General features: G+C 58.5%; 14 protein-coding genes and 1 pseudogene. 9 read left to right on the forward strand and 6 right to left on the reverse strand.

The genetic code is table 11. The features are described 5' to 3' along the window. From ABIE32_RS12195 to ABIE32_RS12205, 3 genes and pseudogenes are all read right to left on the reverse strand, one after another. Nucleotides 1-119: pseudogene (locus ABIE32_RS12195) on the reverse strand (IS5/IS1182 family transposase); the annotation flags it as partial. Between the two features lie 154 nt (nt 120-273). After that, entirely contained in the window at nt 274-1,440 is a 1,167-nt protein-coding gene (locus tag ABIE32_RS12200) for a sensor histidine kinase (RefSeq protein ID WP_429016463.1), read from the reverse strand. Then, on the reverse strand, nt 1,425-2,150 hold the full coding sequence (locus ABIE32_RS12205) for a response regulator (RefSeq protein WP_429016691.1): 726 nt from the start codon (nt 2,148-2,150) through the stop codon (nt 1,425-1,427). The genes ABIE32_RS12200 and ABIE32_RS12205 overlap by 16 nt, the downstream gene beginning before the upstream one ends. 268 nt (nt 2,151-2,418) lie before the next feature. Between ABIE32_RS12205 and ABIE32_RS12210 the strand changes: the two genes are divergently transcribed. Genes ABIE32_RS12210 through ABIE32_RS12250 form a run of 9 tightly spaced genes read left to right on the forward strand, consistent with a single transcriptional unit; the run spans nt 2,419 to nt 10,415 of the window. After that, the gene (locus ABIE32_RS12210; protein ID WP_429016465.1) at nt 2,419-3,882 is read left to right on the forward strand and encodes a TolC family protein; all 1,464 of its coding nucleotides are present in this window, start codon (nt 2,419-2,421) and stop codon (nt 3,880-3,882) included. Further along, entirely contained in the window at nt 3,879-5,024 is a 1,146-nt protein-coding gene (locus tag ABIE32_RS12215) for an ABC transporter permease (RefSeq protein ID WP_429016467.1), read from the forward strand. The genes ABIE32_RS12210 and ABIE32_RS12215 overlap by 4 nt, the downstream gene beginning before the upstream one ends. Before the next feature lie 22 nt (nt 5,025-5,046). Next, complete coding sequence (locus ABIE32_RS12220; protein ID WP_429016470.1) at nt 5,047-5,823, forward strand: ABC transporter ATP-binding protein; 777 nt, start codon at nt 5,047-5,049, stop codon at nt 5,821-5,823. Then, a complete protein-coding gene (locus tag ABIE32_RS12225; RefSeq protein WP_429016473.1) occupies nt 5,820-6,773 on the forward strand; it encodes an efflux RND transporter periplasmic adaptor subunit in 954 nt (317 codons plus the stop codon). The genes ABIE32_RS12220 and ABIE32_RS12225 overlap by 4 nt, the downstream gene beginning before the upstream one ends. Then, nucleotides 6,766-7,464 (forward strand): MtnX-like HAD-IB family phosphatase, encoded by a 699-nt coding sequence (locus ABIE32_RS12230; protein WP_429016476.1) that lies wholly within the window; start codon nt 6,766-6,768, stop codon nt 7,462-7,464. Before ABIE32_RS12225 ends, ABIE32_RS12230 begins: the two co-directional genes overlap by 8 nt. Next, nucleotides 7,461-8,387, forward strand: a complete 927-nt coding sequence (locus tag ABIE32_RS12235) for an alpha/beta hydrolase (protein ID WP_429016478.1) — start codon at nt 7,461-7,463, stop codon at nt 8,385-8,387. Before ABIE32_RS12230 ends, ABIE32_RS12235 begins: the two co-directional genes overlap by 4 nt. Next, nucleotides 8,377-8,751 carry a hypothetical protein gene (locus tag ABIE32_RS12240; RefSeq protein ID WP_429016480.1) on the forward strand — a complete coding sequence of 125 codons (375 nt, stop codon included), beginning with the start codon at nt 8,377-8,379 and terminating at the stop codon, nt 8,749-8,751. The genes ABIE32_RS12235 and ABIE32_RS12240 overlap by 11 nt, the downstream gene beginning before the upstream one ends. Continuing rightward, complete coding sequence (locus ABIE32_RS12245) at nt 8,748-9,179, forward strand: DMT family transporter (protein ID WP_429016483.1); 432 nt, start codon at nt 8,748-8,750, stop codon at nt 9,177-9,179. Before ABIE32_RS12240 ends, ABIE32_RS12245 begins: the two co-directional genes overlap by 4 nt. Nucleotides 9,180-9,182: 3 nt before the next feature. After that, on the forward strand, nt 9,183-10,415 hold the full coding sequence (locus tag ABIE32_RS12250; RefSeq protein ID WP_429016485.1) for a DegT/DnrJ/EryC1/StrS family aminotransferase: 1,233 nt from the start codon (nt 9,183-9,185) through the stop codon (nt 10,413-10,415). Here the strand turns inward: ABIE32_RS12250 and ABIE32_RS12255 are convergent. The 3 genes from ABIE32_RS12255 to ABIE32_RS12265 are packed head-to-tail and all read right to left on the reverse strand — an operon-like array spanning nt 10,351 to nt 13,632. Then, on the reverse strand, nt 10,351-11,637 hold the full coding sequence (locus ABIE32_RS12255) for a class I SAM-dependent methyltransferase (protein ID WP_429016487.1): 1,287 nt from the start codon (nt 11,635-11,637) through the stop codon (nt 10,351-10,353). The two genes, ABIE32_RS12250 and ABIE32_RS12255, sit on opposite strands and share 65 nt — an antisense overlap. 22 nt (nt 11,638-11,659) lie before the next feature. Next, nucleotides 11,660-12,568, reverse strand: coding sequence for a hypothetical protein (locus tag ABIE32_RS12260; RefSeq protein WP_429016490.1), 909 nt, complete (start codon nt 12,566-12,568; stop codon nt 11,660-11,662). Next, complete coding sequence (locus ABIE32_RS12265; RefSeq protein WP_429016692.1) at nt 12,565-13,632, reverse strand: GNAT family N-acetyltransferase; 1,068 nt, start codon at nt 13,630-13,632, stop codon at nt 12,565-12,567. Before ABIE32_RS12265 ends, ABIE32_RS12260 begins: the two co-directional genes overlap by 4 nt. Nucleotides 13,633-13,697: the final 65 nt, after the last annotated feature.

Here is a 13,697-nt window from a genome sequence, read left to right on the forward strand (position 1 = left end):
AGCCACTGCATGTCTTTATCCAGCCAGATGCTCAAGTCGCCTCTAGCCTTCAGTGCTGCGTTGTACGCCTTCCAGTTTGTGGTGCGGTACTTGCGTCGACCCCAGTTCGTCTCACTCATCATCCGAGCCTACTACCACTGCGGCCCGGATTTGTGCAACAAAGCCAATCTGTACATAAAAAAGGCATCACGCAACGGTTGACCTCGACTTCAACACATTTTTCATCTCAGATCCAATATAGGAAAGCGTTTCCAGCCATATTGTCAAAGCCGTTCAAGCGCGTGCGAACCAGAGTGTGAAGCGTGCACCACCGCGTGGCGAGACATCCGCTGCTATATGTCCTCCTTGCGCTTCAGTCAATACGCGAACAATGGACAAGCCCAGGCCTGAACCTTCTCGGCGCCTTTTTCCAGGCGCCAAGGCAAAGCGCTGAAACGGGTGAGCCTGCAACTCCTTGGGCAGGCCCGGCCCAGCGTCGCTGATTCTCAGCTCCACCCAGCCAGCTCCGTTTTCATCAACCACCGGGGACACACTCACTCCCAACCAGTGGCCGCTAGCTCCGTAGCGAATCGCATTACTCACGAGATTGGAGGTAATTTGCCGCATGCGCACCGGGTCTGCACAAATGTCTCCTGCTGCACCTTCAGCATGCAGGACTAACTCCAACGTCATTCCATATGCTTGGAGCTTGGGTTGAAATTGGGCAAGGGTATCAGCCACCAAAAGCCCGAGATTCAATCGTTCCTGCTCCAACGACAATTGATCCACCTCGGCCATCGAAAGCGTATGCAGATCGTCAACCAAGCGGCCTAGGTGCTCGGTTTGCGAAAGCAGCGTCTGCAACTCGGCATCATCCACACGGATCACCCCATCACACAACGCATGCAGCCGCGCCTTGAGCACGGTGATCGGGGTGCGTAGCTCGTGGGAGATGGAGGCTGCCGTTGCAAGTCTTTCGTCCTCCAGATCGCGCAACGAGTCGATCATCTTGTTGAAAGTCTGTACCACTTCCCCCATTTCGCCATGGGCGCCATCGGCGACGGCCCGCGCCGAGAAGTCACCCTGCTCCACACGTTGCGCCACCTCCACGATTGAAGCCAGAGGCCGTGTGACATACCGGGATACCCAAAAACCCACTGCCAGTCCGAAAGGCAGACAAACAATCAGGCCGATGAGCAGGGAGAGCTGTTCGCCAAAAAAAATGTCTCCACGCCAATACTGTCCATAGATCTGCATGGCCCTTGGGCTGTCGTCCAGATCGCGTGCAACCAGATCATCCAGTTCCTCGCGCACAGCCTCGGGAAGCGCATGGTAGAACTGGTAATACTGGAGACTGGAAAAAGCCCAGGTGGACGCCGACAGCAACGCCATTGTGCTCAGCACTGTGGCGGCAATCCACAGGCCAAAGCGCACCCAGATGCGATTCAGGCTTCGGGCCATAGCCGGTAGCCAATACCGCGGACGGTTTCAATCAGGCTCTCCTGCCCTGCCAACTGCAGTTTGCGCCGCAACTTGGACAGGTGCGAGTCGATCACCCTCTCGAGGGCATCACTCTCAGGAAGACAATTGTCAATCAGGTGGGAGCGCGAAAAGCATCGCTTGGGCTGAGACGCCAGCAACGAGAGCAAGCGAAACTCAGTCAACGTCAGCGACAACGGCTTAGGGCGTCCCTTGCTGTCATACACCACAGCGATGTGGTCCTGCTCGTTGATCTCCAGGGCACCCACACGAATGGGTGCTGCGCCCCGAGGCTCACCGCGCGGCTGGCTGCGCCGCAGTACGGCACGCACACGAGCAACGACCTCAGCAGGATTGAACGGTTTGACCACATAGTCATCCGCACCCAAGCGCAGCGCAACCAGCTTATCGACATCGTCGGCAAGCGCTGTGACCATGATGACCGGGGTCTGTCCTTGGTCACGAATGGAGCGCAGCACATCAATGCCGTCCACATGGGGCAGATGAATGTCAAGCAACACAAGGTCCGGCTGGAACTGACGGAACAATTGCACGGCTTCATCCCCGTCTTGCGCCAACTGAACGCGCAGGCCATCACGCTCCAGATAGGCCGCAAGAATGGTGGAAATGCCCGGCTCGTCCTCGACGACAAGCACCAGTGGCACTGAAACGGAATCATGGATCAATTTCATGGCAGACGGTCTGTATGCATACAGCATCACATCCAGCGAACGCTGGGAATCGCGCCAGAACCTGCAAGGATTGGGAATCACTGTGGTCATGCCCATCCACAAAAATTTTGCCTGAACGGCATTGGCGCAAGTCATGGTGTTGCTAAACATTATGGCCTGCATCTGCGTCTCCACGCTTCCTCCATAAATCCTGCAATCTAGCGCAAGCTTGCGACGGCCCAATGCGATGCAGGAAATTTCGCACATCGCGTTGCGCCGTGTCTTCATCGTGAAATTCAAACTCTCCAGTGCGTTATTGGGCATCGGCATTGCAAGCCTGATGGCTGGTTGCGCCTCGCCGTCCCAGCCCGAACTAGACCACAGCACACCCACTGGCTGGCTACAAGCGCCATCTGCACGACCTGATGCTCAGGCAGTGACAGTGGCCGAGCTGCAGCACTGGTGGCTGCGGCTGGCTGACCCTGCGCTGAACGCTCTGGTCGACGAGGCCCTGACGCATAACATGACCCTGGGCGAAACATTGGATCAGCTCAAGGCGCAGCGCATTCTGTTGGGCGTGGCTTCCACTGCCTACCAACCCCAGTTCACCGCCGGCATACGCACCTTACAAGACATTGCGGCAGTGGATTCCTACTTCCACGCCAGCATTGACATGAGCTGGGACCTGGGCCTGTTTGGCGCGATGGAGTCCAGCAAGCTCGCGGCCTATGGCGAACTGATGGGCGTACAGGCCCAGTTGCACCAGGTCCGCGTTGAATTGATCGCCAATGTCGTGCAGCGCTATCTCGATATCCGTGTGGCCCAGCGCCAGCGAGCCCTACTCGAAGAGCGTATTGCACTGGACGAGCGGCTGGTAACCTTATCGGAAGTACGCCTGCAGCAGCGTATCGGCAGTTCAGATGCGCTGCACCAGGCACAACTGGAACTAACGCAGGCCCGCGCACAGCGCGCCACGCTCAAAGAGTCACAGGTTCGTGCCGCTCATGCGCTGGCCGCCCTAATGGGCAGGCAGGCACCAGACTCGCATTGGCTAGATCCGGATGCGACAGCCAATCTGCCCGACACCCGCACATTGCGCTTGCAGGTGCTGCCTGCAGAAATGTTGCGCATGCGCGCACCGATCCAACTGGCCCAGGCGCGGGTGGAACAGGCAGCAGCCAAATTGGGACTATCGCGCTCGGCGCTGTATCCACGCTTTGCTTTGGGTGGCTCGCTGCTTTACTCGTACAACATCACGCAGAACTTGCGTACACGGTCAGACCAAATGCCCATGGTGGGACCTGTAATCGATATTCCGCTGTTTGACTGGGGACGCAGGCGTGCACAGGTCAGTGCCGATGAGGCCGCCATGGATGGTGCCGTAAAGGCCTATCGACAGAGTGTGTTGGACGGCCTGGCGGAAGTAGAGACAGCGCTTGGAGGATTCAATGCCCAAACAGAGCGTCTGCAGTCCCAGGCCACAGTGCAAAATCTGCTGGCTGCGCGCAATCAAGTGCTGCAGCGACGCAAGCAGCTGGGTCTGGCTAGCGAATACAGCCTGATCGCGGAGCAGCGCGCAACGCTGCAAAATGCCAGCGAGCAAGGTATTTCCCTCGGAGCGCAGGCGCTGGCCTATGTCTCCCTTTTCAAGGCGCTTGGAGGCGCCCCTTTGCCCGCGCAAGCCGGAGAAACCGCCTCAGCAACAATGCCTGCGACTGTGGCACCGGCACCCACACAAGGGCAGACTCCATGATCGCGCTGGCTCGCAAAACCTTGGTCTACGAATGGCGTCGTTTTGTACCCTCTGTGTTTGCCGTGGGCTTTGCCGGCGTGCTGCTGGTGATGCAGGCTGCACTGGTTCTGGGTATTTTCAGCACCGCCTCCATCTATGTGAATGCAACATCGGCAGATCTGTGGGTCGGCTACCCCGGAACACAAAGCGTGAACTACGGGCGCGCTATCGGGCCCGATGTGGAAATGCGCCTGCGCATGGACGGTGCAATCTCTGCGGTTGAACCCTATATCTGGCTGGATGGTGACTGGCGGGCCAATAGTCCCGACGCAGAGGCCATGGGGGGCGTCTCGGTGTATCTCTCCGGCATTTCCACTGCCGCTGATGCCATGATGTTCGACCGTGTTCTCGCCCCCTGGCAACGGCAATTGCTACGCGAACCCGGAGCTGTAATCATTGACCGTGCAGATCTGACCTCGCTGGCCTCCAGAGAGGGTGATGTGGCCTGGATCAACAATCACAAGGTCCGTATCGCAGCGGCAGTTGACGGCCTGAGAGGGTTGGGAGGCGTGAATGTCATAGCGTCGCTCTCCACCGTGCGCGAAATTGCAAGCGTGCCAGAAGGTCAAGGCAATACATACCTGGTGGCACGCACGCGGCCGGGGGTGGATGCGAGGCAGGTGCAGCAGCGCCTCAACAGCGAAGCCCGCAGCTTTGGCCCGCATGAAACCTGGACCGCCAAGGCCTTTGCGCACCGCTCGCAAATGTACTGGATGTTCAACACCGGCGCGGGTGCTGGCGTACTGTTCATGGCGATCGTGGTGTGCCTGGTCGGTGCGGTGGTCACCAGTCAATCACTCAGAACAGTGGTAGCCGGGTCATCCCGTGAGTACGCAGTCCTCAATGCATTGGGCGTGAGCCGCAGCGCATTAGGCCGGGTAGTGGTGGAACAGGCATTCTGGATCGGTGCCGCCGGCATGGTGCTTGCCATACTGGCAAGTGTCGCGTTGCTGGCTCTGGCACGCGTGTACCGGGTACCTGTCGCACTCAATTTACAGGCCATGCTGGCATGCGCAGTGTTAATTGCAGTGCTGGCCTTGTTTTCTGGGTTGGGAGCCATCCGCGGTTTATTGCGGGCAGATCCGGCCGCCTTGTTGAGGTAACCCGGTGAAGCCAATGCACTCAATGCAAACCACACCGCAAGACCCGGGTTTCACCAAGGCTGCGGCAACAGCTCAGGCGCAACCCAGCCTGCGCGCTGTCGATCTCAAGAAATCCTATCTCTCCGGCATGGTACGCGTACATGTGCTGCAAAGCCTGTCGATAGATCTGTACCCCGGTGAGCTGTCCTTGATCTCCGGGCCTTCGGGCTGCGGCAAAAGCACCCTGTTGTCATTGATGTCAGGACTGCTCACACCTGACGGCGGCAAAGCCTTTGCGCTGGGACAGGATCTGGAACGCATGAGCACACGCGAGTTGGAGCGTTTTCGCCTGGCCCACACCGGCTTCGTATTCCAGGGCTTCAACCTGTTTCCAGCACTGACTGCGTTGGAGCAAGTCCAGCTACCGCTCGGTTATATGGGTATCCGCACCCTGGAGACCCGAAAGCGCGCGCAGCAGGCCCTTGACGATGTGGGCCTGTCACACCGTTCCCATATGCGGCCAGCTGAACTCTCCGGCGGGGAGAAGCAGCGTGTGGCAATCGCTCGCGCCATGGCCAAGCAGCCGCAACTGCTATTCGCCGATGAGCCCACCAGTGCGTTGGATGCCGAAAGCGGCCAGCGTGTGATCGACATCCTGCATCGCACAGCACGCGCGCACGGCACCACCGTGCTGTGCGTGAGCCATGACCCACGCCTGGTGCGCCACGCAGACCGCGTGCTTGCCATGGAAGACGGTGCCATTCGCAACGATTGGCGCCAGAGCTCGCCCTCCGGTGATGACCAAGGAACCCAGCAATGAAGAAAACCCAAAGGTCGACCGCGTTCATCGGCTTCGCAACCTCGGCAATAGCCGTGGCGGCGCTCGTGTCCGGGTGCTCTCCCTCCGGCAATGCAGGTGACTTCCCCGGAGCAACCGGTACCGCACATGCTGCCGCCGCTGCACAACCACAAAACGGCCCGGTCGCCGTAGCACGCGGCAAGATCGACGTTGAAGGAGGCCTGCTTGAGCTCGGTCCCGGCGTTGAGGGCATGGTTCAGCAACTTCCAATCCGAGAAGGCCAGCGCGTGCAGCGCGGCCAGTTGCTTCTGCGTATGGCAGATGATGCCTCACGCGCCGACCTCTCCGTAGCCGAATCGGAATGGAAGCTTGCCCAGGCTCGCCAGAAGGCAAAGGCCGCGCGGCTGCCCCAACTCCAGGCCATGCTCACACGCTGGCAGACCGCTGTCCGCGAAGGGGCCGCGGATGCGCACAGCTTGGATGAAGCCGCGCAACAGTTGCGAGATGCAGAGTCCGAAGCCGATGTCGCACGGGCCGAAGTGCAGGTGGCGTTGGCCAAGGTAGAACAATTGCGCTCGACGCGCAAACGTTTCGAACTGAATGCACCTGAGGCTGGCACCATCGTGCGCCTGCGTACCCACGCAGGCAGTCAGGCGGGCCCTTCGCAACCAGTGATCACGCTGCTGCCACAGTCACCTCTCATCGTCCGGGCAGAGCTCAACGAGAGCTTTGCGGGCGCCGTGCATGAAGGCATGCGCGCCACCGTAGCTATTGACGGAGACACCGGAGCAATGGCCATCGCGCTACCGGAAGCCAAGGTACAGCGCATCAGCCCGGTATTTGGGGTTGCCCATCTGCAGGAAGATACCCAGCGCGGGCCGATCCGCGTCATCGAGTGCGTGCTGAGCTTCAATCAACCACCGACGGGTGCCCGTATGGGCCAGAACGTGAGAGTGACTTTTCATGAATAAGCAAATCGAGTTTTTCTCCACTCATCCTGGCTGGCTGGTGCAGTCCGACTTCGATGGCACAATCAGTTTGCTCGATGTGACCGACACCCTGCTCACACGTTTCGGCATGCCAGGTTGGCAAGAGCTGGAAGCGCAATGGGAGCGCGGAGAGATTGGTTCCCGCGAATGCATGAAGGGCCAGGTGGCCTTGCTCGACATGAGCGAGGACGAGCTGCGAGCACACCTGGACACCATTGAAATAGACCCGGCATTTGCGGGCTTTGTGGCCGTGGCGAACTCGCACGCTATTGGGATACAGGTGGTCAGCGATGGCATCGACTATGCCATCCGCCATGTGCTTGCGCGCCATGGTCTAGACCACCTCGAAGTCATTGCCAACCGCCTCGTTCGGGTGAGCGAGCGCCGCTGGCACCTCGACTCTCCCTGGGCAAGCGCCCACTGCCAACGCGCCAGCGGCAACTGCAAGTGCGAGCGCCTGGCCGAACAGCAGAGGCTGCATGGACGCGTGCTCTACGTGGGCGACAGTACTTCCGACTTCTGTGTATCTCACACGGCAGACTTTGTGCTCGCCAAACACAAGCTCATCGCGTATTGCGAGAAGCACGGCATCTCGCATGCGCCGTTCACGACCTTTGCCGACGCCACGGCCCTTTTGGAGAAAGTCACGCTCGGGCTGGAGACGGCGGCATGAATGTCTCGGACGGCTTCCAGGCAATGCAACAGCAAAGTACTGGACACGCTGCGCTTGAAGCGCTGTGCCTCACACCACATGAATTTGTGATGCCCGGCTTCGGCTCCGCGGCACGAACCGGCGTACTGCTGGTGCACGGCCTCACAGGCACACCTGCCGAAATGCGCGTACTGGGCAAAGGTCTCAATCGCCAGGGCTACACTGTGTACGCGGTACAGCTCGCAGGCCATTGCGGCACTATGGACGATCTGGTCGAGACACGCTGGCAGGACTGGCTAGCCAGCGTCGAGTCGGGGCTGAAGCGGTTTGCAGAGCATGTCGATCAAGTCGTGGTGGGAGGATTGTCAATGGGTGCACTGCTCTCGCTCGCCATTGCGGAAAGACACGCTGACAAGGTGGCAGGGGTGTGTGCACTGTCGACGACCTTCCGTTACGACGGCTGGAGCATTCCGACCTACACCAAGCTCGCGTTTCTGCTGCCCCTGTTTCGCCAACTCGGCATTGGCCGCAGGCGCGTATTCATGGAAGCACCGCCCTATGGCATCAAGGACGAGGCATTGCGGGCCCGCATCGTCGAGCAGATGCACAGCGGCGACAGCGCGGCGGCCGGTCTGCCTGGCAATCCGTGGTGGTCCATCATCGAACTGCGCGCACTTTCCACCGATGTGCAGGCGCACTTGAAGGATTTGCGCTCGCCCTGCCTGGTGATCCATGCCAATGAGGATGACATCTCCTCGGTCTCCAATGCACACGATATTGCACGCGGTGCGGTCAACGCCCGGGTTGATCTGGTGCTGCTCGACAACTGCTACCACATGATCACCATCGATCGTGAGCGCCGCGCGGTGATCGCGCGCATCAACGATTTCCTCGCACGTATTGCCACACGGCAAATGCCGGAGCCGAGAAGCCATGAGCAGTGATCTCTCGCCTTTGGTCATCACGCTTTGGATGCTCAACGTTCTGGTTGACAGCGGTGGCCAGCTCGCATTCAAGGCTGCGGCGAGCCAGCCCCCGCATGAACTCGGTGGCACGGCGCGCTGGCGCTTCATGCTCATCAGGCCATGGCTGTGGATTGGCATGAGCTGCTACGTGGCGGAATTCGTCCTGTGGCTTGCGTTCCTGTCGCTCGTTCCGCTGTCTGACGGCGTACTACTGGGCTCCATCAACATCGTGGCGATCATGATCGCGGGCCGTATATTGTTCAAGGAGCGGCTTGCTCCGCTGCGCGTTGCAGGCATCGTGCTGGTCTCCGTCGGCGTAGCCGTGGTGGGACTCACAGGATGAACAAGCGCTTCTACCTCATCGGCTTTCTGGTGCTCATGGCGTTCGACACGCTGGCTCAACTCAGTTTCAAGCAGGCCGGCAATGCGGCGCTACCGTTGGAATTCTCGTCCGCATGGCTGCTGCGCGTGTTTGGCCAGCCTTGGATCTACGGTGCATTCGTCGGATACATTGGCGCGTTCTTTACCTGGATGAGCCTGCTCAAACGGGCCCCTATCGGCCCGGCATTCGCCGCCTCGCACCTGGAAATCATCTCCGTGTTGGCACTCTCGAATATTCTGTTTGGAGAACAAATTGGCGGACCACAAATTGTGGGCTGCCTGTTCATCATCGCTGGCATCATCTGCCTTGCGCTCAGTGAGGCCGATGATCCGCTCGAAGAACACCAAAGTGGCACAGCCAGCGCGGCACGCATCGCGAGCAGCCACTGAATCATGCAAGTCGGGCGCGTCACTGTCCCTCCCACAGCGGGCCTGCCCCTGTGCCCAGCAGACCTGCTGCCATGGGGTGATGCAAACCTGGCCGACGCGTTGGCTACATGGCTTGAAGTGCCTGAGGCCCAGCTCGAATGCTCTGGCACTTCGGCACTCATGGTAGCGCTACGCACGCTGCAGAGGCTATCGCCAACGCGGCGTGAAGTCATCGTTCCTGCGTATACATGTCCGCTGGTCGTCATTGCAATTTCGCAATGTGGTCTGCAGCCACGCCTGTGCGACCTGAGCCCCGGCATACTCGACATGGATGAGCACATGCTGCGAGGCCTCTGCAGCGAGCGCACGCTCGCCATTGTGCCCACCCATCTATGCGGCCGCGTGGCTGATGTGCAGATGGCACTGCATTTCGCGCGCCTGGCAGGCGCTTATGTGATCGAAGATGCAGCGCAGGCACTAGGCGCACGTATCAATGGTCAGTCTGTGGGAATGCAAGGCGACGTTGGCCTTTTCAGCCTCGCGGTCGGCAAAGGGCTGACAACTTATGAAGGTGGCGTGCTCGTGGCGCGAGACGCTGCCATACGCAGCAGCCTGTACGCCATGCACCACCGCACGGTAGGCTACAGCCTTGGCTGGGAATTGCTGCGCAGTGCAGAGCTATTGGGATATGCTGCGGCCTATCGGCCATCCGCGCTGGACCGGGTATATGGTGCACCGCTACGCAAAAGCCTTGCCAGGAATGACTGGATTGGCGCAGCGGGCGATGATTTCAATACCGTCATTCCGCAGCACAAACTGGGCACCTGGCGCAGGCGTGTTGGTGTACGCGCTCTCAAACGGCTGACTATGCATCTGCATAAGGCACAGCAACGCGCTGAAAGACGGGTTGCGCAACTTTCGCTTATCCCGGGCATTGAAGTCATTCACGACCCGACACCCAACGCGCAAGGTACCTGGCCGGTGATTCTGGTTCGTATGCCCCATCAAACATCACGAGATGCGCTGATGCGTGAGCACTGGGCTTCAAACCTAGGCCTTTCACTGCCATTCGTCAACATCATCTCCGACTATGAGCGCTACGCCCCTTTATTGGGCCGAGACTTCTCCGACAGCGTGATGATCGCTCGCAACTGGGCGCAGCGCCTCGTCTCTGTGAGCAACAGCGAGTGGCTTACAGATGCACAGTTTGATCGACTATGTGGGCATATCTCGGAGACAGTCGCTCGCGAGCCTTGAGAGCCTCTTCGCGCAACCTCACATAGTTGCGTGTGAGCGGCACCGCTTCTTGATTGCGAACGAGTTGCACCTGAAAGACTGCGATGTCCTGATACCGAAATGCCGTCTCAGACATCGAAAGATAGAACTCCCACATCTTGCAAAAGCGCTCATCGTAAAGGGCCTTTGCTTCGTCGCGCCGCGCAAGAAAGCGCGCTCGCCAGATGCGCAGCGTGCTCGCGTAGTGCAGGCGCAGCACTTCCATATCGCTTACCAGCAGGCCTGAACGCTCGATGGACTGAGTGAACTCCGACATGGATGGCAGATTACCCCCTGGGAAAATGTAACGCTCGATCCATGGATTATTGAACGCCGGGGCTTCAAAGTTACCGATGAAATGCAGCAGCATCACTCCGTCCTCGGCAAGCAGGTCGAAGCACTGCCTGAAGAACGCATCATGAAAGCGTGAACCCACATGTTCGAACATGCCCACGCTGACGATACGGTCGAAAGTACCTTGTACATCACGGTAGTCTTCAAGACTGTATTCCAGCCTGCCAGCCACCGGCGTTTGCAACGCGCGTTGCTTGGCGCCTTCAAGCTGCTCAGTAGACAGAGTCACACCCTTCACATATCCCACGTCCCCGATTTCTGCCAGATAGCGCGCCATGCCACCCCAGCCACAGCCGATATCGAGAACGCGCTGCTCCCGGTCCAGCAATAGCTTGGCGGCGATATGTCGCTTCTTGGCGAGCTGGGCTGCCTCCAAACTCTCATTGCCGTTTTCGAAATAGGCACATGAATACTGCCGGTCTTCGTCCAGAAACAGTTGATAGAGCCGGTCGTTCAGGTCGTAGTGGTGCGCCACGTTCGCACGCGACTTGCTGCGCAGATTGTTCTGCCAGATGGGGATGAGCTTCATGCGCACGGTATCGAGAAACTGCACCATCTTGCTGTCCGGAACATGCTTGGCATGGCGCAGCAGGAGTTCGAGCACATCGTAGATAGAGCCCTTCTCGACAAGGAGTCGCCCTTGCATGTACATCTCGCCAAAGTTCAGATCCGGATCGCGGAGCAGATGAAACACTGCGCGCTGATCGGTGAAGCGGATGCGCGCCTCAGGGTATCCTTCATCGCCAAATGCAAGCACCTTGCCAGTCGGCATCACCACTTCAATCCGACCGGTTTTCACCAATGGCGCGAAGGCGCGTTGCAGCATACAAGCTATCAGGTCATCGAGCATGGTGAGCGATCTCCATCTGAAACTACATATTGGACGCTAGCGGCACAATATGACAGCGCGCGATGCGCTCCGCTAGCCGTTCATTGAGCAGATGCTGCCCCGACTGTGCAATGGCAAGTGCTGCGGCTTCCACCTGCGTATCCTGTCCGTCGCCTGAACTCATTAGACGCTTCCACCATGTGGCGTAACGCCAGGAAGAGATATCACCAGTGACATCGCTGCCAACGATCTGCCCCTCTAGGGTCTCAATGATTTGCGCAGCATCATCCTCCCGCATCTGCCCCTGGTCCCAATTGGTTACTGCCACGTCACGCGCAAATACATCCTTGTCAATGCTGAGATAGGTGGGCAAAGGTGCTTTCAGGAGCATCTGCGACATAGACTCACTGAGTGACTGCACGCTTTCGAAGCTGCGAAATGCTTGAGCAAGGCCTTTGCGAGTTGCCCATGCAACATCTACGCCGCTGCTCCAGTAGGTAAGCCGGCCCGCACGCAGCGGCGCAGCATAGTTTTCCCATGCATGGTTTGGACCGATATCTTGCGATGTGATACCTACCACGTGAACATGCGATACAGCGGGATGCAGTGCAATGCGTCGCACCCACGAGCCGCAGTGCACACCCCAAGGGAACAACATATTGTCCGGATGGTTGTCCAGTACCACCACGCGCAATTGTCTTCTCGCATTGAAGGCGTTCAGCGTGATGCAGCGCTCAATTAGTAGCCAGCTCAGATGATGAAAATCTCCGCTGCCTGTGAAAACAGTCCCATATTGCGCAGGAAGCCGTTGCTCCACCTGAGTACGAAATACTTCGTAACGCCTAAGCGTAGAGCCAAAGCGGATAGCTTCTTGCCAATCGTGTAGCGGAAGGCGAATTTCATTGTCGAGCGAACCGACAGAGCCATCTACATCGAGCACCAGCGGCGTCATGCGGCAGACTCCTTGCCCCATTGACTGTCGCTCTCGAAGTACACCGAGAGCTTGCGGCCCAGTGCTCGCAACAAGGGATTGCGGATGAACACCGCGTGCTGCGTCAATGTGAAACTGGCTCCTAGCTGAGCCTTCACCTCGGGGTCAGTCCAGCCCGCCACGTAGTGAGTGAGACCGCGTTCGATTGCATATTCCAGATTAACCATCCAGCTCACGAAATACAAGTTGGCTTCACGCGCTCGGGGGTATGAGAGGCCAATGTACTTGTCGATGAGACGGCCCTCATGCTCAAAGCACAGATTCCAGCCCAGCAGCACGCCATCATCTACCCCTCGGTATTCGAACACGAGGCCACCGTTCGATGCATCACGCAATACCGCAGCCAGGAATGAATGCGTGAGCTTGTCGAAGTGAATTTCGCTTTGGGCGTAGACTGCGTCGAACAGCGTGTAGTACGCGTCCACAAGCTCATCACTTGCAAAGGCATCACCTGTTGGAATTCGCAATATCTGAAGGGTTTCCCGGCTTCTCAACTTACGCCTTAAATTCTGGCGGCGACTTTTGGATTGGCGCCGCAGATACTCATCAATGCTTGCAAAATTGATAGCTACATAAGCCAGTGCCTGACCTTCCACCAAAATAAAGCCCACCTGCAGCAACCGCGCAATCAATGCCGTCGAAAATGCGTTCTCTTCGGCCGATAACAATGGCGAGCCCAGCGGTAGATCTTTCACGATGGTGAGCAAGCGCTTCCCCGCCCGCCCTCGCAATTGAGCAGCAAGCAAAGCTGCATCGACACCCAATGGCATGGGTGCGTATTCGCTGAGCGTGGTGCCCACAAAATCTGTTGAGGGCTTCAGGTGGGAGGTGATCCACAACCCGAGAGGCAGCTTCCGCAGCCTAGCCTTGATTGTGTTGTCCACCGTGGTCAGTAGATCGAATGGCGCGGTAAACGCGGGAGCTGGCCAATCGGCAAGCACAACGAAACCTTCGGGCGGATGTGCGGCAAATTGCCCGATCAGCGCCGAAGGCTCCAACTGGTTACGGTAGCTTCTTGAATTCAACTCGTCCGTTGTGTCCACTGCGAATTTCAGATACCGCGCCCCATTCCCTTTCTCCCTCTGGGAGA

Source organism: Comamonas sp. 4034, from assembly GCF_050434545.1.
Lineage (GTDB): Bacteria > Pseudomonadota > Gammaproteobacteria > Burkholderiales > Burkholderiaceae_C > Comamonas > Comamonas odontotermitis.